The sequence below is a fragment of the Halorussus vallis genome, assembly GCF_024138165.1.
GTDB lineage: Archaea > Halobacteriota > Halobacteria > Halobacteriales > Haladaptataceae > Halorussus > Halorussus vallis.
Genome location: NZ_CP100003.1, coordinates 43,329 through 64,579, shown reverse-complemented (window position 1 = coordinate 64,579; position 21,251 = coordinate 43,329). Strand labels below are relative to the sequence as shown.

Here is a 21,251-nt window from a genome sequence, read left to right as displayed (position 1 = left end):
GTTGAACAACGAGACAACTAACAGATGTCGAGCGAATCAACCACCCGAACCCGTGTTGTCTCGCGTGCAAGTGAAGCTACTCGCAAACAACGTGACGGAACTGAGTTTACGGGCGCATTCGGCCAGCGAACCGGTGATTCGGATCTCCTCTTTGTCGAGGGGCAGCTCCCGGAACGGGATGGAACAGTGGAAAGCGATGACTCTGCGTCGAAGCAGCTGGAACTCTGCCTGGAGAACCTCGAATCCGTCCTCGCTCAGCACGGGCGGACCGTTGAGAACGTGCTCCAGGTCACGCTCTACCTCGCGGACATGGACGCGTACGAGCAGGTGAACGAGACGTACGAGCAGTACTTCGAGGAGACGTATCCCGCGCGGACAACGGTCGGCGTCTGTGAACTGCTCGGCGGTGCCGCAGTCACCGTCGACGCCGTCGTCGCCGTCGAATAACGACAACAGACGGCTGCGAATACCATACGAGGGCTGTTTCTACCAATGAAGAGTGTCGTCAGAGTGCCGGGATCGACGACGTCCCGGTATTGGTCGAGGGCGATGAAGGCGTGAGTCACGCATTCTAATGTAGGGACTCAGACGATGAAGACGTTGAACACGACACCAACGACGACTCCAATCGTGACGACAGTACCAGCGTAGACGAATAACAGCCGGCGCTCGAAGAGCTTATTCAGTAGAATCAGGTTCGGAATGCTCACGCCCGCGCCACCGACGACGAACGCGAGGACAGTCCCGATAGCAATCCCCTGTTCACTCAGGGACGCCGCGATGGGGAGCATCCCGCTGAGGCTGATGTAGACCGGCGCACCGGCCACCGCCGCCAGTGGCACGGCCAGCGGATTCTCCGACCCGAGGACGGCGTGGAGCACGTCGACGGGAACGACACCATGAATCAGCGCCCCGAGCGTCATCCCCAGAATCAAGTACGGGAGCGTATCGACGAAGAACGACCACGCTTCACGTGCGGCCGTCTCGACGTGCTGTCTGTGCGTCTGGTTCGCCGTAACTGGACTACCTGCACAGCAGTCAGCCGTCCCACCGTCCGTTGCGACGGCCTGGTTCGTCTCTTCGACGACACGGACATCTTTGACGTGCTCGACCAATCCGAGCCGTCCGATGACGATGCCACCGATGACAGCGGCAACGAACGTGATGAGGACGTAGTAGACAGTGACTTCAATTCCGAAGAGGCCGATAAGCAGGAGGATAGCGATCTCATTGACGAGGGGCGATGCGAGCAGGAACGAGAACGCGAGTCCGAGCGGTGCCCCTGCTTGGAGCAACCCGGCGAGGACGGGAACCGTCGAACACGAACAGAACGGCGTGACAGCTCCTAATCCAGCGGCAGCGACGTTGCCGGTTCCTTCATCGTGGCCGCGGAGCTTGCGCTCGACTTTCTCCGGGGGTAGGTACTCTTGCGCGAGGCCCACGAGGAACGAAGCCCCGATGAATAGCGGGACGAGAATGACGGCGAGGTGGAGGAAGTAGTCCCAGGAATCCAAGAGTGCCTCGCCAAGACCTGGTGGAAGCATCTTAGGCGTCCTCCTGGATCGCGTGAGCGAGGTCGAGTAGTTCGAAGACCGCGGTGTCGGCGATACGGTAGTAGCTCCACTTCCCCTTCTTCCGCGATTTCACCAGGCCTGCCTCTTTCAGCTTCCGGAGGTGCGTGGCGACGGTCGATTGTGGGGCGTCGAGGACGACCTGTAATTCACAGCCACAGCACTCTGAATCACGGAGCGCCTCGAGAACGCGGAGTCGATCTTCATTTCCGAGGGCTTTGAAGACAGTCTCCTGACCGGCGACATCCTGTTCAGATGGCCGGACGTCTTGTAAGGCGGCAATCCGGGCCGCTGGATCATCGTAGAGCCGTTCGAGTGCATCCTGGGCATCCTCCGGCGGTGACTCTGTTTCAGACATATTGGAATTGTACGGTTTGGTTTATTCGCAGCAGGGTTCCGACTCGGATTCTGCGGAGTCAGATTGGTCTTCTTCGATAGTGGGGCCGCAGCAATCTGCCTCATCATCCTGGTTGTAGCGGTCTACGAGCCGATTCCAGATGCGATCGAGAGTGCTCTGAGCCATCACCATCATATTGTATTTTCTCGATTCGTCTTAAAGATTGGGACTCATTCCCCGAGCGGGGTCCGACGAACACGCAAGTCTGTCGTGACAGTCGAAGGGGTGTTAGTTGAATTAACCAACAAGAGGCCGTTTCACTGCTGCTGTTGGTTAACACTGGGTGCGACTGGTGGTTTTTGAGCGCCCGAGAGGGGCGCGGGCGCGAGCAGACGTGCCCCCAGAGGTGACCAGAATGGAAGATGCAGACCAGACGACAGCGTACCGGCTAACGATTACCGTCGACGGCGTCGATCTCCCCGTCGACGAGGACGTGCGCCATGCACTCCTCGACGATATTCGCGTAGCGGTCCGAGACCGGCTCGGGGAGCGTCACGGCGTCGAGGTCGACCAGGACGATATCACCGTCGCGACGGGCTATCGGTATGTACAGGTTCCGGCAGAGTGTCCGCTCTGTAGCGAGCGTCTCGACCTCCTGAGCGTCCACCTTGATAACGAGAACGGCGCGTACGCAAGTGCGATGTGTTCCAGTGTCCACTGCGAGTGGAGCGGTGACGCCGTCTATCGAATCGTCGATCTCGAGGGCAGTGAAAGCGACGCCGTCGAGAGCAGTGTCCTGACCGGCGATATCACGCCGAATTACTCTCCCTACTGATGAATTCGATGGAAGACACATCCACGTTCACGCGTATCGAGCCGATCTGCCCCCGTGACGACTGCGAATCTCACCTTGGCATCGGGAAACCCATCTACGCTGGTGAGCAGACCGACATTGCCTACGCCGATGTGTGGTGTCTCGACGAGGAATGCTCGTTCACTGCCTGCGCGCAGTTCGCACTCGTCGATCTTCTTCACGAAGAGGCAGACTCACAGACGAGTCTCGTCCACGCCGGAGAGATCGAACCACTTGAGGCACGATATCAGCTGTGAATTAACCAACATCAGGAGCGGCAAAGCTGCTATTGTTGGTTAACGTGGTGTTGTTTTTGCGCCCGGGAGAGGGGCGCGAGACGACGCAGTCGCGGATCGATGAGCGTTCTTGATTCGAGGTGACCGAAATGAAAGACCCAAAGTCCAGAACCATCTTCGCTGGCGTCGACGGACGTACCGACACCGAACTCCCTGAGTGGTATCGGGAGCGTCGCGGAGGCGTAGAGTCCGTGACGTTCGCGGAGGCGATCCGAGACCTCCCCCAGGCCGTCGAGACCACCGTGGCGTACCAGAACCCATTCACCGACGAGTGGGTCGAGACGGAGCGCTTCAACGCGCTCGTCGAGCCGAGTCGAGCTCGTGAACAGGCGACCGCAGGGGAGGCTGAAATGGATTCTCTCTTCCATATCCCGACCGACTCGTACTCGATCATCAACCCGGTCGACGTGTACGGCCCGCTGGAAGAGATCCTTCGCGAGGAGACCATCGATGGGACGCCGCTGGGCGACGTGATGTTCGGGGAAATTCGGCGCTACCGAGGTGGGGGCGAAGTCCACATGGACATTATGTTCGATGGCCTCGAGGTGCGCCTCCCCGGCCGATCAGACCCGATCACGATGGGCGTCACGTCGGGCTACGACTTCTTCGGCGAGCACGCCGTCTACGTGGAGGGGTTCGCCCAGGACGGCTACTGCTCGAACACGATGCGCTCGCTCACCGACAAGGAGGTCATCAAGCACGTCGGCGGCGTCCGGAACTTCCGGATCTGGTGGGAGGAGATCCTCGCACAGGTCGAACTCGTCGCCGACGACCTCTTCGAGTTCATTCGTGACGCTCAGGAGATCGACCTCGACTTCTCGGAACTCCCGTTCACCGTCACAGAGTTCTACAGCCTGCTGGGCTTCCCGGACTACCTGGCCGAGCGCGCTGCAGGCGATGCAGAAGCAAATGCGGCATCATCCTTCGAGATCGATGTGTGGACGCTACATTCCGGCGACACGTACGCGCTGACGCATTTCTTCCAGGGCAAGGAGGGAGCGTCCCTCGATCAGTACGTCGGCATCGTCAACGACATCCTGTTCAACCCCGAAGGCACCATCGAGCGCGTCAGTGACGACCTGCAAGAGAGGGTCGACCAGTTCGAGGAACGCGAGGATGCGCTCCGCGGGTGGTTCTAGGACGCGATGAGCTGACCCTACAGCTTCTCGGTCTATCACATTACTCAACACGCTAACTCGAGAATATCCACCACATGAAATGAATCGTCACCCCGGTACTACTCTGTGATCCCCCGGGTGAGCGCAGACGCCAGCATCATTCAACGAGCGAGTGAGTCGGACCGAACTTCCGGTCAGGAGTGTTACAGCACTGACGAAGAAGAGTGCGCCGAGTGGCGATGACGGAGCTACAAACGACCAATAGAGTGGGCTGGCCGACACCCCCAGAATTGCGCTCGCGATGGCATACACAGCGGGACCACAGCAACAGCACGCGGTTGCACCAGTGGTCGCCACCGCCCCGCCACCACCGACCGTCGAGGAGAGTTCGATATCGCGTTGCCAGACCGTCGTCATGAGGGCCGTATTGACGCCGATGAGGACAGCGAGTAGCCCGATGACCAGCGCCGTTCCGATCGAGAGTCCACCGAAGAGTGGAATCGATGGAATGTAGAACTCGATGGCTGGCCAGATGACAAGCGGATTCGCGAACGAAGCTGTCGTCACGAACGACTCCGTCGGCGCGTTCACGCCCTCGTCGGGATTGACTGTGAACAACCCGGCCGAAAACAGAAAGAAGACGGTGAACAGCGCAGCGACGATTCCGCCGACGCGTCGAGAGAACTGGTCGACCACGGCGGTGGAGAGGGCCGGGGAGACATCGCGCCAGAAGATATAGCCGATGACGAGCGGGACGACGGCGACGAGCAGATAGCCTAGCGGATGCGTGTATCCCGCCCTCGGCATGACGGCAGGGTAGAGCACCCAGAGGCCGAGCAGCGTTCCGAGCAGTGTATATCGCGGGCGCTCCGGCCAGCGGACAATCCCCACGACGAGACTCGCAATCAGGATGCTGACCCCGACGATGCCAGCGAGGATCGGGTACCACTCGAGGGCGGTCGGCGTCGTCCCGATCGGTTCGATCTGGATCTGTATCACTGCGGTCGAGCCGATCATTGCGACCACCGTCCCGAGGAGGAGACTTTTGATCGTTCGCCGCGGGGCACCCGCCCAGCGCGTCCGTCCGAAGTGGATGCTAATCCCGACGATACCCACACCGAGCAGTGTGATTCCCAGAAAGATCCAGTGTGGGGTTCCGGCGTGAGTGCTCCCACCGTGCGCTGCCGCGGTCGGGGCCATCGACAGGCTAGCGAGGGTGAGGAGGGTGGTCGCCAGCACACGCCGCGGAGTTAGACAGAGCACTCTGTCACCCCGTTTGCGTTCTGCGTCGCTGCGTACACCAGTACGAGCGTGGCCCCGGTCAGAATCTCCACCTCGTATGTCGCCATAACGCCCTGGATGAAGCCACTCACGCCGAAGGCCGCGGGAAATACGCCGACGACGGACGCAGCGAGTATAGGGAGTAGCGGCGAACAGCAGAGTAGCGGTGGCAAGACGCTGCCGACGAACCCTGTCGTGGTCGTCGCTGAACTGGCTGAGCCACCGAGGCGTATCGTGTACGCCGTGAACGACACGATAACGGCTACCAACCCGGCCATGATGACGGAGAACGTCGCGAGCGTCGGCGTCAGCAATCTCAGCGACACCAGGCCGACCCGTCCCCCTGTGTACGTGGCAGGGAGCGTGAAGAGGTAGAGCGTGGCGAAGACCACGAACGTCGCCGCCCCGATGGCCCGGTATTTGCGCTGCGAGAAGACGATACTGGACGCCCTGCTCCAGGACTCGATTTGGTTTCGAAGGGTGTCGTCTATCTGGTGTTGACTCACGTCATTCACCCGCGATTGGTTCCGGGGAGCGATTCCGGTTCTGTTCGATGAACTCGACAATCCGTTCTCGGTCGAACGACTGGAGTTTCATGAGCTGACCCCAGGAGGCGACGGCGAGTGGCGCATCGTTCTCGCTGCGTTGCGTGATAACGACGCTCTTTGGATAGTCCGTGGCGAGTTGCTGTAACTGCGAGAGGGTGCTGTCACTCACGTTCTTGTGCGTGATCCAGATGCCGCCGTGTTCCAGATTGTGTACCACGCGTTCGTCAGGGAGCGCCTGGTCGTAGAACCCCCACTCCGCCGGTCTGGAATAGTGCCAGCCCGAGGTTGGCGGGTTCGAGTTGTACTCGGGATGGTTGGCACCCTGCTGGATATGCTCGGCAGGTTGAATCTCGATCGATTCCCCGGGTCGGTCACCGCCCGGATTTTCGGCTTGTGCGAACTGGATGATTCGGTCTATCCTCGCGGCCGGCGCCGCGGTCTTCGCCTGGATCGTTCCCTCTGCATCGATGAGCCAGAAGATGTCCGGTCGGTCCTGTGGATTCCAGACGCGGGTCGATTCTGCCGAGAGGTCCCCCCACACCCAGTTGTCTGCATCGACGAGTTCCGGTGCGTTCTGCTGGGCGAACTCGGAGACCGACGGGCCGTCGTAACCCGCGTTCCCGTCGGTCTTTAGCCCGAGGAAGGTCACGTCTTGTAACTTGTCCTTGTTCGCCTGGAGTGCTCGTGCGCCCTCTTTACACGACGGACACCACGTGGCGAAGACCCAGAACATCACTTTCTGGCCCCGGTAGTCGGCCAGTTGTTTCTCCTCGCCGTCGACGGTGGTGAACGTGGCAGGGGCCGCGGTCGCCCCGGGACTCGTCCCCCCACGCTCCGGCGATACAGAACTGGCAGACGATCCGAGCAAGCTATCTGCAGCGACGCCGCCGAGTCCGGCGGTGGCGATGGCCCCACCGGCGAGGAGTTTCCGCCGGCTAAGTCTAGTATTCGTTACAGCATCGATGGGACCCTGGTGGGCCAGCCGGTTCCCGAACGTGAGCGGGCCGACCGCCTCCTCGAGCCGGTCACGGGTCTCCCGGGACAATGCCTCGGCGTGAACGGCCAGCTGGTGGGTGAACAATGCGTTCTGGGTGTCGAAGTCCGCACCACAGACGTGGCATGCCCCGTGTGCGTTCCACGTGTGGTCGTGGACGGCCGTCTCGCTCGCAAATCGCTGGTCGCAGACCGGACAGACGGTCCCGTCACCGACCTTGGATTCGGCCCGCTTGCGGTCTTCCGCCGTGAGGTCGTCCTCATGGGCCTCCAACCAATGGGTATACAGCACCGCTCGGTCCTCGAATGAGGCCCCGCAGTGGTGGCAGACGCCGTGAACGTCCCACGCGTGGTCACGGGTACTGGTTTCTCTCGGGAAGCTCTCTCCGCAGACCGGACAGTTGTTCCTTCCCGTCATCCGTGGTATCCCCGTCGGCGAACAATGACTCCGATGACGAGCAGTGGCAACGCTGTCGCGAACACAGTCGCGAGGATGCCACCCAACCCACCGGAAGTACCCCTCGCAGCCGTCGCGCCAGCAGCTGTCCCGCCAGCGACGGCGGCACCACCGGCGAGGGTCGCAAGGCCGATACAACAGAGGCTTATCGCACCGGCGACTCCGAGGAGGCCCCAGGCGGAGCCGTCACCCGAGGGTGCCATGGCTCACCCCCTCTATCCGATGGTAGCTGATCGCCAGCAGTCCCGCGAGCATTCCACCGAGACCGACGGCGAGGAGATACGTCAGCCCGGTCGAGAGGCCGACTGCAGCCGCGATGCCACCGAGTATCACTGCTCCGCCGAGTAACTCGATGGCGAGACAACAGACAACGGCGCCTCCGACCCCCGCGTACGGCAGCCACGACCATTTACTCGTCATGGTCATCTGAATCGGTAACGATCTCGCAACCGATGACGCTCTCGATGTTCTGGCGGATGCAGTCGTCGGCGAGCGAGAGCATTTCGACGGCCTCTGGGCGACTGACTTCGTAGTACTTCTTCCGGCCGTCCTTCTCGGCGTCGACGAGTTGGCAATTCTTGAGACACTGAAGGTGGTGTGAGACCAGATTCGTCTTTAGATCCGTTTGATCACAGATCTCAGTCACGTTCAACGGCTCGTCGCTCTCGATCAGCTTCTGGAAAATCCGTAATCGAGTTGGGTCGCTCAACGCTCCGAAGATATTTGCCCGTGCGTCGTTCACGTCTGCATTCGATTGGAGGAGCTGAACACTCATTACAATACTCACTGGACTATTGCCATATAGGCTTTTGGAGTTATACTGCATTAAGGGAGGGCCTCTTCTACGATCCTCCGCAATCCCTATATAACGTAATACTCTAACGAGCATTAGAATGGATGGAACAGGCGAATATGATCTCGTGATTCTCGGTGGCGGCGCAGCAGCGTTCGCCGCTATCACCGAAGCGAGTAGTCGTGGGCTTTCAACGGCGATGGTCAATACTGGACTGCCTATTGGCGGAACCTGTGTCAACGTCGGCTGTGTCCCCAGCAAGCATCTACTGGCCGTCGGCGAGAGCGCCTTCGCTTCTCGGGACAACCCGTTCGACGCCGTCCAGTACAGCAAAGACGAGCCGACCGTCGACTGGGGAGCCGCGCTGGACGGCACCGACAACCTTGTCGAGCAATTCCGGCAGACGAACTACGTTGACGTCGCCGAGCATTACGATACAGACATCTACGAGGGATACGGCAAGCTGGTCGATGATACAACCATCGAGGTAGTCGACGGTGCGGACGAGGGTGCGCGCATCACCGGGGAGAAAGCGCTCGTTGCCACCGGGAGCGCACCGTGGGCGCCACCCATCGACGGCCTCGACGATGTCGACTACTACACGAGCGAGACCATCCTCGACGAGCGTGATCTCCCCGAGAGCATCGTCATCATCGGTGGCGGATATATCGCGCTCGAATGGGGCCAGATCCTTCACCGCGTCGGCGTCGACGTGACCATCCTCCAGCGCTCCGAGCGCGTGCTCTCGGCCATGGAGGGGCAGCTCGGCCGTGAGATGCAGCGGGCATTCGAGGAAGAAGGGATCAACGTCGTGACCGATAATGACGTCCGGCAGGTTCACTCGCCAGTCGCAGACGGCGGCGCTGAGGCCGTCCAAGAGAGGATCGCTGTTGAAACCGAAGTCGACGGTGACGAACATACCTTTAGAGCGGAGGGCCTGTTCGTCGCGACCGGCGTCCAGCCCAACAGCGAAAACATCGGGCTGGAAGCGGTCGGGGTTGAGACCGACGCTGACGGAACAATCCGCGTCGACGAGTACTTCCAGACGACCAACCCGGATATCTATGCCGCGGGCGACGTCATCGGCGAACCCGAACTGGAGACCGTCGCCGCCAAAGAAGGCAACCACGGCGTCAAGAATGCCTTCGGCAGCGTGGAGCGAAGCTCCGCGGGCCATTCGAGCGGGCAGAGCCCGCGAGAAGACGACGAAGGCGTCACCATCGACTACGATGCAGTTCCGGCGGTCGTGTTCACGAGCCCTGAGGTCGCTTCAGTGGGGATCACCGAACTGGAGTACATGGACGAGCACGGGACGTGTTCGTGTCGCACCGTCCAGATGGAGGACATCCCGCGGGCGAAGGCCGTCGAGAACACTGACGGGCTCGTCCAAATCGTCAAACACCACGAAACCGACGAGATCGTCGGCGTCCACATGGTCGCTCCCCGCGCCGCAGACATGATCATGGAGGCGACGCTCGCCGTGAAATTCGGGCTCACCGTCGACGACATCATCGACACCATTCACCCGTTCCCGACGTTCAGCGAAGCGTTCAAACACGCTTGCCAGGCGTTCCGACGGGATACCTCGACGATGAGCTGCTGTGTGGAGTAACTGGGCTCTATCGAAACCCTCAGATATTGGTAGTTTTGGGCTAGCGTTTTGTCTATCCTGGAAGTCAGTGCAGAGGAGAAATCAGTAGTCCTACTCGGTTTTGCAGGGATTTGGAGCCTCCTATGAAGTCCCCCAGCTAGCTGGGAGCAAGCAACACCGCTCGCTAGCCCATCTCTTACCTTGCAATGGGAACTGAACCCCAGACCGACGACCGTATCGACCTGCCGCCCGACTTCGCGGATCACCTCGCGGCGGTGGGCAATTTCGAGACGCCTCCGGAAACGATGGACGACTACTGGGCCAGGTTCGCCGAGCAGCTTGCGGCGAGCGACCAGACCATCGAGCCGGAAGATCTGTACACGGAGAACCCGACCCGTCACGAAGTCCGCGTAAACGACCATATCCGGTACTCGCCGTGCATCTTAGATGCGCTCGGGGCCGCGGTGATGGAGGACCAGGACCCGGTGACCGTCCGCTCGGTTGACCCTGTGACCGGGACGCCGGTCACGTTCACCGTCGACGACGGGACCGTGGACGTCACCCCTGAAGAGGCCGTGATCACATTCGGGATCGCTGCGACCATCCCTGAACTCGAAGACAGCGATGAAACCATCTTCAGCTGGATGCTGCAAGCCGAGACGCCCAGTCTTACGAACACGTTCTGCCAATACATCAACGCGTTCGAATCCGCAGACACCTACGAGCAGTGGGCCGCAGAAACTGACGGAGAAACCGTCCCGTTTCAACCAGCGGCAGTCGGGACGCTAGTACGGCGGTACGTGGTCCTCGACTAGCCCAGAAGGGATTCGAGGAGATTGTGTTCCGCTCGCTGGAGGTGTTCGGACACCGTCGAATCGTCCACGCCGAGGTCGGCCGCAACCTCCGCCGTTGACGATTTGCGGGGCACGTCGTAATACCCGAGTTCGTACGCGACGTCAAGCACTTCGTGCTGTCGATCCGTCAGTACATCCATGGGCGTCTCCTGGATACGGTAGTCCTGCAGTTTTTCTAAGGTGATATTTTGTCCAGCAGCCTGCAAGTCAGCGAGCATAGCACTGAGTTCCTCCTGTGAGCCAGTCTGCTCGAACGAGAACCCCTGGCTGTGTACCTCGGCCCATTCAGTCCGCGTCATTACGTCAGCATCGACACCGACCCTGTCTAACTGTTCAGCCACGTTCATCTCGACGAGATAGACATGCTTCGATCCCTCGTCCGCTACGCATTCCCACCACTGGATCGTCTTGAGTTCGTCCAGCCGGTGTTCGTCCAGTTGCTCTTCGACGTGGATTCGGGACACGCCGCGCGGCCCCTCGCACGAGAGGATTTCAATGTCGAGTAACCCGGCATCCTGAAAGACCGCGAATCCGTACTCGGCCAGTGTTTCGTGGTCGACGCTGAGTACCGCCTGGCGCATGACGCTAATATTACTGGCACAGCAGAATGAACCCACCGCCCAGTAGACTGGGCATGACTACATACGATTCTACCACTGGTCACTCTAAAACAGTGTTCTATCTACACATCTGCAGACAGCAACTATCACTTGTTGACTGACGTTTCTATTTATGTATCCGGTTCAGGAGATTCCTTACGGACGACCCCCGCAAGCGATTCGAGTTTCGCCGACACCTGCTCGCTTTCTCCTGCGATGCGGGGAAGACAATCGTCGAGGGTCACAATTCCTACTACGTCTCCGTCTTTAGTAATCGGAATCCGTCGTGCAGCCGCGTTTTCCATCTCGCGAAGAACCTTCGGAAACTCCATCTCGTGATCGACAGTCACCGGATCAGCCGTCATGAGATTCTGGGCAGTCACGTCGGCCGCTGTCGACGGGTCTTCGAAGACATTGGCCGCTCCGTCACCGGTCATGAGTTCGACGACGAGATCACGGTCGGTAATAATGCCTTCTAGCTCACCGTTCTCTTCGACAAGAACGCTGCCGACGGACTGATCGAACATTGTCTGTGCAATTTCCTCGACGGTGGCGTCCGGTGCAACGCTGACAACGTCTTCTCTTCCTGTTTCAAGAATTCCCATACGACTCAATAGGAATTGAAATTCCAAAAGCGTTGGTGCTAGAACCCCCATTTAGGGCGTACTTGACATCAATTATCTATGCTTCACCTCGCTAGGAGGCAGATGCGTTATCACCCCTTATTCCGAAAATCTCTAAGTTCTACGTGAGTATTTTATACTAATAGGGCTTAGTCGACCGGCTTCCACTGGTGGCTCGAATTCCGGCACCACTTTTATTCTAATTGTCGTTGTACCATTAGAGGACGAATTATGCCAGCGACGACTGAACCCTGCCCCGACTGTGGGAACGCTGCCGGGCAAATAAAGACCGAAACAGTTCGTAACATGGTCGAACCGTTCGGGAATCAAGATATAGAGGACGACGTTCAGTACCGAATCTGCAAAACTCAGGACTGTCCAGTCGTCTACTTCGCCGACGAACTCGATCAGCAGTTCGAGATTGACGTGATTCGCGAACAACCGAATTTCAAGTTGGATGGTGACGCCGAGCCATACCCGCTGTGTTACTGCTTTGGATACAACAAGGAACACATCCAAGAGGACATCGCGGAGAACGGCGAAACGAACATCGACGACTGGATCACTGAACGCGTCCAGGCCGAGGAGTGTGCCTGTCGATGGAAGAGTCCACTTGGAGGTTGCTGTCTCGGGAACGTGCGAGCGGCGATCACTGAAGCACAGGAGGAACTAGTCTGATGCCGGACGAGTACGATCTTATCGTTCTCGGCGGCGGTATGGCCGGCCTCCCAGTCGCAATGAAATCTGCCTACTCAGGCATGGAGACCGCACTCGTTGAGGAGGACCTGCTCGGCGGGACGTGCCTCAACCGCGGCTGTATTCCGACCAAGACGATGATCCGGAGCGCCGAAGTGGCGAACCTCGCCCACCGTAGCGAGGAGTTCGGCATCGACATCGACGGTACCATCAAGGCCGACATGGACGCCATCGTCCAGCGGAAGGACGACGTCGTCGAGAGCATTCGCGAGGGAGCCTACAACAACGTCGAGGACAACGAGAATCTCACGCTCGTCGAAGACCACGGCGTCTTCGAGTCAGCCCACGAGCTCCGCGTCGGTGACCGGACACTCTCTGCCGACCGGATCGTCATCAACACGGGAGCCCGTCCAGCAAAACCGCCGATCGATGGCCTCGACGAGGTTGAGGTCCAAGATAGTACATCGCTGCTATTTCTCGACGAGGTGCCGGATTCGCTGGTGGTGATTGGCGGGGGGTACGTCGGCACCGAATACGCACAGATGTACAGCCGGTTTGGTGCGGACGTGACCGTCTTTCAGCGTGGTGATCGGGTGCTCCCGCGAGAGGAACCGGCGGTCAGTGACGTGATCGAGGATGTGTTCACGGACGAGGGCATCGACGTTCACACTAATACAGCTGTGACGGCTCTCACATCGGACGGAGACGACATCCTTGTCGAGGCCGACGGACCAGACGGAACCGTCGAGACGACCGCCTCGGACGTCCTGCTCGCCGCGGGACGCCGACCGAACACCGATGGAATCGGTCTCGACGAGGCAGGTGCTAAAACCGACGAGCACGGGTTCGTCGAGACTGACGACAGCTTCGGAACGACTGCTGACGGCGTCTATGCCATCGGCGATGTCAGTGGGCCACCGATGTTCACTCACTCCGCACGCGACGACGCAGACCTGCTGTATCGCCACCTCGCGAAAAACGAAGAGGTCAGCACCGAGGGCCGAACCGTCCCGTGGGCGGTGTTCACCGACCCACAGGTTGGCCACGTCGGACTGACAGAGGAGGAGGCCCGTGACGCCGGCTATGAGGTCGGAGTCGGTCGACAGACCCTCGCTGAGCAGGCCAAGCCGAAGGCGCTCGGCGAAACCGCTGGCTTCATCAAACTCGTCACGGACGCCGAGACGGACGAACTCCTCGGCGCGCACATCGTCGGCGAACAGGGCGCCGAGATCGTCCACGAACTCGTCCTCGCAATCGAACTCGGCGCGACGGCCGAACAGATTGCGAACACGATGCACATCCACCCGACACTCCCAGAGAGCATCAATTCCGCTGCCGGTGGCGTTCATAAACCCTCGTGACAATCTAGATCGACCTATCCGGGAGTACTTCGGTACGCAAGAAGGTTATGTGGCTGATCGGAGTAACATCGTTTTCACCCGACCGACCCCATCGAAATCGCGGAGCCGATACACAAGTTCTCGTATCCGCGCAGCATCGCCGTGACAGAAGACCGTCTCCAAACACCAGTCGCCTTGGTGGGTATGGCTCATTGTCTCGATCACGTCCTGGAACTGGTGCTGGGCAGAATGAAGGTCATGAATCACCTCGTGATGCTGATAATCAAAGGCCAAGACAGCGACCACGTCACCGGATACCTCTTCGAGCTGTGAATGGCCCTCAATATACTCCTGCATTGCTTCACGAATTGCCCGCGAGCGAGAGTCCAACCCCTCAGCCTGCCACGTCTCGTCGAACTCATCGAGAATGTCCTCAGACACGTTCAAACTCGTTCGCATACTCCCCAGTTGGTCCCCCGGCGTCTTGAGCCCTCGATTATTACGGAATTCCCGTTTCAGTCTTAACAATCGCTATACAGCGCGACGATATATGGACTGGTGAATGCTACAGGGCGAGGCGTTTCCACTGTTGGTCGGCGCGATTGCGCTTGGATTCGTGCACGGCATCGAACCCGGACACGGATGGCCGGTCGCTGCGAGCTATGCGCTCGATCAATCCAATAAGTGGCTCTACGGACTCGCCGCCAGCTCCCTCATCGGTATCGGACACCTTATCAGCAGTCTGGCAATGGTCGGCGTGTTCTTCTACGCGAAATCGTACTTCCAGCTGACTCAGGTGAACGAGCCGATCTCGATCCTCGGCGGCATCGCCATTGGCGGCCCGGTGAGCATCGTCGCGGGTATCTTACTCATCGGTCTCGGAATTCGAGAGTACACGCACGGCCACTCTCATAATCACGAGCATGACCACGATCACGAGCACGATGAGCATGCAGAGGGCCAGTCGGCCCAGCACGACCACGCCACGTCTCCGGTGCAGGAACACACTTCGGATGGATTCGTTGCACGGGTGAAAGCTCGGCTTGGAGGAATCGGAGGACATTCTCACGAGCACGGGGCGAAGCCAGCTGATGACGCCGACCGGGGACTGTTCGGAATTGCCTGGTTCGCGTTCGTACTCGGGTTCGCTCACGAGGAGGAGTTCGAAATTATCGGACTCTGCGCTGGCTCAACGTACTGTCTGCAATTGATGACTGCGTATGCGCTGACGGTCATCGTCGGGATCGTCGGGTTGACGATGCTGCTCATCGCTGGCTACCAGGAGTATGAGGAAACGGTCGAAAAGTACACACCGTACCTTCCGCTATTCTCAGCGACCGTCCTCGTCATCATGGGACTCGGATTCATCGTCGGCTTGTTCTAAGTCAGGACGTAGCGCCTCCAGCGTCTCACCCTCTGTTAGGTCGATGAGCGCGCGGTTCAGCAATTCCCGGATGACGAACTCCTCGTAGTGCTGTGTTGCACAGTACTCGCACGGCTTCATCTCCCGTGCAACCGCTTCGATGTCGTCGCCGTGTTCCTCATAGAGCATCTCTACGAGGTTCGTTAGCTCCGCTGTCGCCGTTTCTTGCGCCCCAGCGAGCGTCTCCTCAGCGTCCTCTGGAAGGTCGTAGGAGAAAATGCGGGTGTTCGATTTGTAGTATTTCTGCGTGCCACCGCCAGCTTCCTCCAGTCGCGCTATTTCGACCATCCCCGCGTCCTTCAGGACGTTTACGTGATGGCGCACCGTCGTCTCGGCCTTCTCCTCGCCGCGATGGTCTAGCTCGTCGTGAATCTCCTCGATGGTCATCTCCTTTTCAGCGAGCATATCGATGATCTTCGCTCGTACGTCGTTCTCCAGTGCTTTCGCCTTCTCCGGATCTGTCGTCACAACCTCGCGAATCGGCACGTCAGATTCGAGTAGAGCCATTTTCTTAGGAGTGTATAGACGCACGACGACAGTAAGAGTATCGCCACTCAGCCAGCAGTGATATAATGAATTGAAAACCGCTATAATATTTGTCGTAATGGTTTTTAGCGTCGCGCAGCAAGCTACTACCACGATGGGAACGACACAGAACCAATTCAACGTCGGGGGGATGTCCTGCTCGTTCTGCGCCGAGAGTATCAAGAAGGCATACAACCGGACCGACGGCGTCGAAGACGTCGACGTGAGCCTCGCCCACGAAGAGGTACTCGTCCGCTACGACAACGAGACGCTGAGCGAGGTCGAACTCAAGGATACGCTTCGCGACCTCGGGTACACGATCCGCGACCCGGACAAAGAAAAACGGTTCGAGGAACAGCAGGCAGAGCTCACCAACGGGAAACGTCGACTCCTGCTCGCCGGCGGTGCATCCATCGGTACTGCCGGATTGATGCTGTGGATGATCTTCGTGATGGGGCGGTTCGAATCGACATCGCTCGCGATGAATCTCGTTACCCTCGGCCTCGCACTCGGCACGATGTTCGGCCCTGGCCGCTACATCCTCGAGAAGGCGTACAACAGCCTTCGAAGGCGCATCTTCAACCAGCACGTCCTGCTGGAGGCCGGCGCGTTCGCGGGCCTCTTTGGGGGCTTTCTCGGTCTGTTCGTCTTCCCCGGGTTCCCGACTGTCCACTTCTTCGCCGTCTCCGTCTTCATCACCACCTATCACATCCTCTCAGAATACACCAGTCTCCTCGTCCGAACGCGGGCATCCCAGGCAGTACAGAGCCTCCTCGACCTTCGGCCGGACACCGCCCGTCGCGTCACCGACGACGGTGCTGTCGAAGAACTCGCTATCGACGACCTCGAAGTCGGTGCCCATGTGCGCGTTAAACCCGGCGAGACAATCCCCATCGACGGCGCGGTCGTCGACGGAGAGTCGACGGTCGACGAGTCGGTCGCGACTGGCGAGTCCATCCCCGAGGAGAAACAGTCGGGCGATGAGGTGATCGGTGGGAGCATCAACGAGACCGGGACGCTCCTGGTGGAAGTAACCGCCACCGGCGAGGATGCGTTCCTGAATCAGGTGGCCCGCGAAATCGAGCAAGCGCGCGCGATGAAGCCCGGCATTATCCAGCTCGCCGACCGCGTTCTCAAGTACTTCGTTCCCGGCGTGCTGACGATCGCCGTCCTCTCGTTCCTGTTCTGGATTCTCGTGCCGGCAGTGGTTCCCGGCACGATCCTCGGCACGGGCCCACAGGTACAGACCGGAGCCTTCGCCGCGCTCGCGGTGCTCGTCCTCGGGTATCCGTGTGCGCTCGGCATGGCGACACCGCTGGCCCTGATTCGCGGCGGCGGCAAGGCCGCGAACCGGGGCATCCTGATGCGTAGTAGCGACGCCTTCCAGATTTTCCCGGACGTCGACCACGTCGTCCTCGACAAGACGGGGACCATCACGGTTGGGACGCCCGCAGTCTCCGAGGTCGTGGCACTCGAGAGTGACGAAAGTGAGGTGGTCGCGACGGCGGCAGGCGCGGAGGCGTTCAGCGAACATCCCCTCGCCGACGCCATCCTCGAGTACGCCGACGAACGCGGCGTCGAGTACGCAGATCCCAAATCGTTCGAGTCGGTGACCGGCAAGGGTGTGACGGCGACAGTCGACGGGGATGATGTGCGGGTCGGCAAACCAGACTGGCTTACGACAGAGGGCATCGACCTCTCAGCGGCCACCGACGAGATTGAGCGCCTCCAGCATCGGGGCCTCACTGTATCGGGCATCGCTCGTAATGGTACTCTCGTCGGCCTCGTCGGAATCGGTGACGAGATCAAGGCCGACGCCGCAGCGACAATCGAGCGGATGACCGACGCAGGGATTACCCCGGTAATGATCACCGGAGACAACGAGCGCACCGCCGAGGCGGTCGCGGCTGAGGTAGGTATCGACCAGGTAATGGCCGACGTCCTGCCGAACGAGAAGCGTGACGAGATCGGCCGTCTCCAACACGAAGGGCATCGTGTAGCGATGGTCGGTGACGGGATCAACGATGCGCCTGCCCTCACGCAAGCCGATATTGGGATCGCCATCGGTGCAGGCACCGACATCGCCATCGAGAGCGCGGACATTGTCCTGATGGGCGACCGCCTCGGCGGCGTGATGGATGCCTACGAAATCGGGACGGAAAGCTACCGGAAGACGCGTCAGAACCTGCTAGCGGCGTTCACGTTCAACGGGGTCGGCGTCGCCGCCGCGACGACCGGACTGATCCATCCGGTGTTCGCGATGATCGCGATGGTACTGTCAGTAACGGCCGTCCTCGCCAACAGTTTCGGTGGCCAACTGCTCGCCGGCGAGGGCGTCAACACCGACTTCACCGTTGATGGGGAAAACACAGCAATCGGACAGGAGGATGAGGCAACCGTCTAGGCCGTGACGTCGTAGCCAGCGTCTCGAATCGCTGTATTGAGGTCGTCGTCTGCGGTGTTCTCGTCGACGACGATCTCCACAGAATCTCCCTTGTGGTCGGCCTCGACGCGAGTGACACCCTCGATCGTTTTGAGCGCGTTCTCGACGTTCTGCTCACAGCCGTTGCAGGACATCCCGGTGACCGCAATCGTTTTTCGCTCCATATCTAGGTGCTACACGCTCCGGCGGCAAGACCATTACGGTAACAATGATATCGGTATAATACAGTTAGAAAGGGGGCCGAGAAACGAGTTCTCGTCGTGGAAGGTAACTGAGTTACAAGAAGACCAGGAGTAAGCGCCCACGTTAACCAACACAATCATCGTCTCGTCTGCCGCCGTTGGTTAATAGCAGCCTTCAGAGCGGTTTTTCGCCCCCTGAGAGGGTGCGGGCGGCCAGATGTGGCCGCGCCAGGCCCTACTCATGTCACTTGATATCAGCACTAGCAGCAGCACTGCGCGAGAGATTGCCGCTGCCAGACAAGCCGACGTCGTGGCGTTCCTGCACCGAGTTCCGTTCGCGTTGGACGCCTTGAAGTTCGACTTTCTTCCTGGCTTTCGGGAAGACTGTGGCTATCAGCAGACCCAGTTTCAGCACTTGGACATCCCCGTCGGGATGCTCGATAATGATTTTCGAAATCCCGATCTTGACCGGTACGTCTCCCGATTTTTCGAACACGAGCCCCGAGTTGGTGTGATCGGGGATGCATACGAACCCGACGAGGTCGATGAGTACGTAGCCGCTGCTCGCGAGATCCAGGCGAGCTATCCCGATGCAGAACTCGTTATCGTTCCCAAGTGTCGAGAGGTGATTCACACGATTCCCGACGACCTCATCCTCGGCTATTCGCGCGGGTACGCCGACCGATTGGCCCACGAATTCTCCGAACCGACTGACTGGCGTGGCCAGCGCGTCCACATCCTCGGTGGAAGCCCACCCAAACAACTTGACGTCATCCGGCAACTGACTCGACCGACGCTCACGGACGAACCACCCGCCGACATCGTCGGCCTCGATTGGAACGGCCTGCATCGCGGGGCGCAGTTCGGGGAGTTCTGGACAGCTGATGGCTGGGACGACAGCGGTCGCGACGCTGACCATGTTACAGTTCGCAAGACTGTCCGGCACAGCCTCGGTCGTATTCGGGGGTTCTGGAAGGCACACGGCGTCTGGCCTGAGTCGACGCCGCAGGAGAACGGCATTCACATCGAGTACGAGGGACCGTCACCAAGCGATCTCGACAGTGCTACCTGTACTGAATGTGGCGCAAACGTCTGGATGACCCGGCGCAGCCCCTACATCGCTGAGTACGATACGGGCGAGATCTGTGGCTACTGCAGCTATGATTGCTACTTCGCGCATCGTCATCGGAACAATCTCGAGGAGTTCGCCGGCGAGCAGAGCGTGTACCTCCCGCCCGCGTGACGCCACGAGCAGTTTTTTCGCGCCCGGAGAGGGCGAAGGCTCGATGGAGAGCCTTCACACACAGGTGAACTTCGTGAGTCAACAACAGAGTGCCAACAACATCTCGATCGACGACATTCCAATCGATATTGCAAACACGCAATCAGGGAAGGTCGATTCCGCCGAAGTTCCTGAGGAGATCCGGTCGATCACTCGTAGGCTTGCAAGCGAACAGCCACCGACGAATCCGCTCGTCGTGTTGAAGGCTGCTCGTTGGTGGTACATCCACGGAACGGGCGGTACCGACCCTGCGTTCCGGTGGGCTATCGAGTGGGCGCGACACCTCGCGACCGACACGCCCAGCGACGTTGAACAGTTCGATGAGTTCCTCGAGTACCTCGTGGCGGTCGGCTTCGCTGACGAGAAGGCCGTCCTCCGGTGACCGCCGCCGCGAGTTTTTTATGCGCCCCGAAGGGGTGCGGCGCGATCTGAACTGACGCAGTCGCCGTGAACGCGATTTACTGAAAACATGGCTACGACCAGTGACTCATCGGTCTCGTTCAAGGAGACCGACACGCGACACGACGAGATGCACAGTACCATCGAAGCGTGGATCGACGACCTCGTCGACCACGTCGACGATGCGCAGGCCAGCGATGAATTCCAGGAGTGGCTCGACGTCCAGAGTCGGTTCCACGACTACTCCCACCGAAACACCCTCCTCATCAATCTTCAGTGTCCCGAGGCGACGAAGGTCGCGGGGTACAACACCTGGCGGAATGAGTTCGACCGGCACGTCCAGGAAGGCGAGTCAGCCATCTGGATTTGGGCCCCGATCATCACCAAGCAGTGTCCTGAATGCGAGAACTCGCCTGCTACCACGAGCAAAGTGACTGTGAATACGACGAAACGTCGCCGGACGAGTGGTCGAAAGGGCTTGTCGGCTTCAAACCCACGTCTGTCTTCGACGTGTCCCAGACCGAAGGTGAGCCGATCCCCGAACTGGAAACCGAGGCAACTGGGGACGCCGACGATCTCGTGCCTACACTCACGGACGCAGCCGCTGATATCGGCGTGACGGTCCGTATCGTCGACGCTGCCGAGTGGGAGCATGGCGACGCAAAGGGCGTCTGCAAATACCGGAGTACGCGTGATCTCCAACCAGTCGTCGAGGCGAAAGCCCGCACGAATCAGGCTGATCTCGCCGTGACACTCATCCACGAGTACGCCCACGCACTCCTCCACGCAGACGTCACCGACGAGGCTGAACGGGCGAAACGCGAGGTCGAAGCGGAAGCCGTCGCGTACATCGTCGGGCGGTATTTCGATCTGGATACGAGCGGATCCGCGTTCTACGTGGCCGCGTGGCAGGGCGATGAGCCGGACGTGATTCAGGATCGTCTCGGTCGGATCAGTTCGACGGCTCAGGAAATCATCGGGAAGATTGTCGAAGACTGAATCAGCGTTCATTCAAACTTAACCAACAATCGGGTGTAATCCGCTCTA

General features: G+C 59.6%; 24 protein-coding genes and 1 pseudogene. 13 read left to right on the top strand and 12 right to left on the bottom strand.

Annotated features, from left to right (window positions below; translation table 11 throughout):
• The first annotated feature begins 24 nt into the window (after positions 1-24).
• On the top strand, positions 25-447 hold the full coding sequence (locus tag NGM07_RS23960; protein WP_232688899.1) for a RidA family protein: 423 nt from the start codon (positions 25-27) through the stop codon (positions 445-447).
• Positions 448-584: 137 nt separating this feature from the next.
• On the opposite strand, the gene NGM07_RS23955 is transcribed toward NGM07_RS23960, so the two are convergent.
• Both NGM07_RS23955 and NGM07_RS23950 read right to left on the bottom strand, forming a co-directional pair.
• On the bottom strand, positions 585-1,544 hold the full coding sequence (locus NGM07_RS23955) for a permease (RefSeq protein WP_232688900.1): 960 nt from the start codon (positions 1,542-1,544) through the stop codon (positions 585-587).
• Between the two features lies 1 nt (position 1,545).
• On the bottom strand, positions 1,546-1,929 hold the full coding sequence (locus NGM07_RS23950; RefSeq protein ID WP_232688901.1) for an ArsR/SmtB family transcription factor: 384 nt from the start codon (positions 1,927-1,929) through the stop codon (positions 1,546-1,548).
• Positions 1,930-2,323: 394 nt separating this feature from the next.
• Here NGM07_RS23950 and NGM07_RS23945 point away from each other — a divergent pair, with 394 nt between their 5' ends.
• The 3 genes from NGM07_RS23945 to NGM07_RS23935 all read left to right on the top strand — a co-directional run bounded on the left by NGM07_RS23945 (position 2,324) and on the right by NGM07_RS23935 (position 4,196).
• On the top strand, positions 2,324-2,743 hold the full coding sequence (locus tag NGM07_RS23945; protein ID WP_232688902.1) for a hypothetical protein: 420 nt from the start codon (positions 2,324-2,326) through the stop codon (positions 2,741-2,743).
• Between the two features lie 8 nt (positions 2,744-2,751).
• Positions 2,752-3,018 carry a hypothetical protein gene (locus NGM07_RS23940; protein WP_232688903.1) on the top strand — a complete coding sequence of 89 codons (267 nt, stop codon included), beginning with the start codon at positions 2,752-2,754 and terminating at the stop codon, positions 3,016-3,018.
• 128 nt (positions 3,019-3,146) lie between these two features.
• Positions 3,147-4,196, top strand: coding sequence for a hypothetical protein (locus NGM07_RS23935; RefSeq protein WP_232688904.1), 1,050 nt, complete (start codon positions 3,147-3,149; stop codon positions 4,194-4,196).
• An 87-nt stretch (positions 4,197-4,283) separates the two neighbouring features.
• Here the strand turns inward: NGM07_RS23935 and NGM07_RS23930 are convergent, their stop codons facing one another.
• From NGM07_RS23930 to NGM07_RS23910, 5 genes are all read right to left on the bottom strand, one after another.
• Positions 4,284-5,192, bottom strand: a complete 909-nt coding sequence (locus NGM07_RS23930) for a hypothetical protein (protein ID WP_253521730.1) — start codon at positions 5,190-5,192, stop codon at positions 4,284-4,286.
• Between the two features lie 233 nt (positions 5,193-5,425).
• Positions 5,426-5,962, bottom strand: a complete 537-nt coding sequence (locus tag NGM07_RS23925) for a hypothetical protein (protein ID WP_232688906.1) — start codon at positions 5,960-5,962, stop codon at positions 5,426-5,428.
• 1 nt (position 5,963) lies between these two features.
• Positions 5,964-7,415, bottom strand: coding sequence for a DUF3105 domain-containing protein (locus tag NGM07_RS23920; protein ID WP_253521729.1), 1,452 nt, complete (start codon positions 7,413-7,415; stop codon positions 5,964-5,966).
• A gap of 225 nt (positions 7,416-7,640) precedes the next feature.
• Positions 7,641-7,880 carry a hypothetical protein gene (locus tag NGM07_RS23915; RefSeq protein WP_253521727.1) on the bottom strand — a complete coding sequence of 80 codons (240 nt, stop codon included), beginning with the start codon at positions 7,878-7,880 and terminating at the stop codon, positions 7,641-7,643.
• Positions 7,864-8,229 carry an ArsR/SmtB family transcription factor gene (locus NGM07_RS23910; protein WP_232688909.1) on the bottom strand — a complete coding sequence of 122 codons (366 nt, stop codon included), beginning with the start codon at positions 8,227-8,229 and terminating at the stop codon, positions 7,864-7,866. The genes NGM07_RS23915 and NGM07_RS23910 overlap by 17 nt, the downstream gene beginning before the upstream one ends.
• Before the next feature lie 118 nt (positions 8,230-8,347).
• Between NGM07_RS23910 and merA the strand changes: the two genes are divergently transcribed.
• Together merA and merB are read left to right on the top strand one after the other, a co-directional pair.
• Complete coding sequence (merA, locus tag NGM07_RS23905) at positions 8,348-9,859, top strand: mercury(II) reductase (protein ID WP_232688910.1); 1,512 nt, start codon at positions 8,348-8,350, stop codon at positions 9,857-9,859.
• A gap of 185 nt (positions 9,860-10,044) precedes the next feature.
• Positions 10,045-10,653, top strand: coding sequence for an organomercurial lyase (gene merB / locus NGM07_RS23900; protein WP_253521725.1), 609 nt, complete (start codon positions 10,045-10,047; stop codon positions 10,651-10,653).
• Here the strand turns inward: merB and NGM07_RS23895 are convergent.
• Together NGM07_RS23895 and NGM07_RS23890 are read right to left on the bottom strand one after the other, a co-directional pair.
• Entirely contained in the window at positions 10,650-11,273 is a 624-nt protein-coding gene (locus NGM07_RS23895) for a helix-turn-helix domain-containing protein (protein ID WP_232688912.1), read from the bottom strand. The two genes, merB and NGM07_RS23895, sit on opposite strands and share 4 nt — an antisense overlap.
• 149 nt (positions 11,274-11,422) lie before the next feature.
• Entirely contained in the window at positions 11,423-11,896 is a 474-nt protein-coding gene (locus NGM07_RS23890; RefSeq protein WP_232688913.1) for a CBS domain-containing protein, read from the bottom strand.
• A gap of 249 nt (positions 11,897-12,145) precedes the next feature.
• Between NGM07_RS23890 and NGM07_RS23885 the strand changes: the two genes are divergently transcribed.
• Both NGM07_RS23885 and lpdA read left to right on the top strand, forming a co-directional pair.
• Entirely contained in the window at positions 12,146-12,592 is a 447-nt protein-coding gene (locus NGM07_RS23885) for a putative iron-sulfur cluster-binding metallochaperone (RefSeq protein ID WP_253521723.1), read from the top strand.
• Entirely contained in the window at positions 12,592-13,971 is a 1,380-nt protein-coding gene (gene lpdA / locus NGM07_RS23880) for a dihydrolipoyl dehydrogenase (RefSeq protein WP_232688915.1), read from the top strand. Before NGM07_RS23885 ends, lpdA begins: the two co-directional genes overlap by 1 nt.
• Positions 13,972-14,016: 45 nt before the next feature.
• Here lpdA and NGM07_RS23875 read toward each other — a convergent pair whose 3' ends face one another.
• Complete coding sequence (locus NGM07_RS23875) at positions 14,017-14,409, bottom strand: CopG family ribbon-helix-helix protein (RefSeq protein ID WP_232688916.1); 393 nt, start codon at positions 14,407-14,409, stop codon at positions 14,017-14,019.
• A gap of 103 nt (positions 14,410-14,512) precedes the next feature.
• On the opposite strand from NGM07_RS23875, the gene NGM07_RS23870 reads away from it, so the two are divergent.
• Complete coding sequence (locus NGM07_RS23870; RefSeq protein ID WP_232688917.1) at positions 14,513-15,334, top strand: hypothetical protein; 822 nt, start codon at positions 14,513-14,515, stop codon at positions 15,332-15,334.
• On the opposite strand, the gene NGM07_RS23865 is transcribed toward NGM07_RS23870, so the two are convergent.
• Positions 15,281-15,880 (bottom strand): ArsR/SmtB family transcription factor, encoded by a 600-nt coding sequence (locus tag NGM07_RS23865; protein WP_232688918.1) that lies wholly within the window; start codon positions 15,878-15,880, stop codon positions 15,281-15,283. The two genes, NGM07_RS23870 and NGM07_RS23865, sit on opposite strands and share 54 nt — an antisense overlap.
• Before the next feature lie 133 nt (positions 15,881-16,013).
• On the opposite strand from NGM07_RS23865, the gene NGM07_RS23860 reads away from it, so the two are divergent.
• Positions 16,014-18,302 carry a heavy metal translocating P-type ATPase gene (locus tag NGM07_RS23860; protein ID WP_232688919.1) on the top strand — a complete coding sequence of 763 codons (2,289 nt, stop codon included), beginning with the start codon at positions 16,014-16,016 and terminating at the stop codon, positions 18,300-18,302.
• On the opposite strand, the gene NGM07_RS23855 is transcribed toward NGM07_RS23860, so the two are convergent.
• Positions 18,299-18,505, bottom strand: a complete 207-nt coding sequence (locus NGM07_RS23855) for a heavy-metal-associated domain-containing protein (RefSeq protein ID WP_232688920.1) — start codon at positions 18,503-18,505, stop codon at positions 18,299-18,301. The two genes, NGM07_RS23860 and NGM07_RS23855, sit on opposite strands and share 4 nt — an antisense overlap.
• Before the next feature lie 259 nt (positions 18,506-18,764).
• On the opposite strand from NGM07_RS23855, the gene NGM07_RS23850 reads away from it, so the two are divergent.
• The 3 genes and pseudogenes from NGM07_RS23850 to NGM07_RS23840 all read left to right on the top strand — a co-directional run bounded on the left by NGM07_RS23850 (position 18,765) and on the right by NGM07_RS23840 (position 21,203).
• Positions 18,765-19,766, top strand: a complete 1,002-nt coding sequence (locus NGM07_RS23850; protein ID WP_232688921.1) for a DUF6610 family protein — start codon at positions 18,765-18,767, stop codon at positions 19,764-19,766.
• Between the two features lie 73 nt (positions 19,767-19,839).
• Positions 19,840-20,187, top strand: a complete 348-nt coding sequence (locus NGM07_RS23845; RefSeq protein WP_232689000.1) for a DUF8013 domain-containing protein — start codon at positions 19,840-19,842, stop codon at positions 20,185-20,187.
• Between the two features lie 87 nt (positions 20,188-20,274).
• Positions 20,275-21,203: pseudogene (locus NGM07_RS23840) on the top strand (ArdC-like ssDNA-binding domain-containing protein).
• Positions 21,204-21,251 lie beyond the last annotated feature (48 nt).

Bases quoted from the DNA above. Each gene is read 5' to 3' on its own strand.
- NGM07_RS23960 (WP_232688899.1), top strand. From the start codon at position 25: ATGTCGAGCGAATCAACCACCCGAACCCGTGTTGTCTCGCGTGCAAGT.
- NGM07_RS23955 (WP_232688900.1), bottom strand. From the start codon at position 1,544: ATGCTTCCACCAGGTCTTGGCGAGGCACTCTTGGATTCCTGGGACTAC.
- NGM07_RS23950 (WP_232688901.1), bottom strand. From the start codon at position 1,929: ATGTCTGAAACAGAGTCACCGCCGGAGGATGCCCAGGATGCACTCGAA.
- NGM07_RS23945 (WP_232688902.1), top strand. From the start codon at position 2,324: ATGGAAGATGCAGACCAGACGACAGCGTACCGGCTAACGATTACCGTC.
- NGM07_RS23940 (WP_232688903.1), top strand. From the start codon at position 2,752: ATGGAAGACACATCCACGTTCACGCGTATCGAGCCGATCTGCCCCCGT.
- NGM07_RS23935 (WP_232688904.1), top strand. From the start codon at position 3,147: ATGAAAGACCCAAAGTCCAGAACCATCTTCGCTGGCGTCGACGGACGT.
- NGM07_RS23930 (WP_253521730.1), bottom strand. From the start codon at position 5,192: ATGATCGGCTCGACCGCAGTGATACAGATCCAGATCGAACCGATCGGG.
- NGM07_RS23920 (WP_253521729.1), bottom strand. From the start codon at position 7,415: ATGACGGGAAGGAACAACTGTCCGGTCTGCGGAGAGAGCTTCCCGAGA.
- NGM07_RS23915 (WP_253521727.1), bottom strand. From the start codon at position 7,880: ATGACCATGACGAGTAAATGGTCGTGGCTGCCGTACGCGGGGGTCGGA.
- NGM07_RS23910 (WP_232688909.1), bottom strand. From the start codon at position 8,229: ATGAGTGTTCAGCTCCTCCAATCGAATGCAGACGTGAACGACGCACGG.
- merA (WP_232688910.1), top strand. From the start codon at position 8,348: ATGGATGGAACAGGCGAATATGATCTCGTGATTCTCGGTGGCGGCGCA.
- merB (WP_253521725.1), top strand. From the start codon at position 10,045: ATGGGAACTGAACCCCAGACCGACGACCGTATCGACCTGCCGCCCGAC.
- NGM07_RS23895 (WP_232688912.1), bottom strand. From the start codon at position 11,273: ATGCGCCAGGCGGTACTCAGCGTCGACCACGAAACACTGGCCGAGTAC.
- NGM07_RS23890 (WP_232688913.1), bottom strand. From the start codon at position 11,896: ATGGGAATTCTTGAAACAGGAAGAGAAGACGTTGTCAGCGTTGCACCG.
- NGM07_RS23885 (WP_253521723.1), top strand. From the start codon at position 12,146: ATGCCAGCGACGACTGAACCCTGCCCCGACTGTGGGAACGCTGCCGGG.
- lpdA (WP_232688915.1), top strand. From the start codon at position 12,592: ATGCCGGACGAGTACGATCTTATCGTTCTCGGCGGCGGTATGGCCGGC.
- NGM07_RS23875 (WP_232688916.1), bottom strand. From the start codon at position 14,409: ATGCGAACGAGTTTGAACGTGTCTGAGGACATTCTCGATGAGTTCGAC.
- NGM07_RS23870 (WP_232688917.1), top strand. From the start codon at position 14,513: ATGCTACAGGGCGAGGCGTTTCCACTGTTGGTCGGCGCGATTGCGCTT.
- NGM07_RS23865 (WP_232688918.1), bottom strand. From the start codon at position 15,880: ATGGCTCTACTCGAATCTGACGTGCCGATTCGCGAGGTTGTGACGACA.
- NGM07_RS23860 (WP_232688919.1), top strand. From the start codon at position 16,014: ATGGGAACGACACAGAACCAATTCAACGTCGGGGGGATGTCCTGCTCG.
- NGM07_RS23855 (WP_232688920.1), bottom strand. From the start codon at position 18,505: ATGGAGCGAAAAACGATTGCGGTCACCGGGATGTCCTGCAACGGCTGT.
- NGM07_RS23850 (WP_232688921.1), top strand. From the start codon at position 18,765: ATGTCACTTGATATCAGCACTAGCAGCAGCACTGCGCGAGAGATTGCC.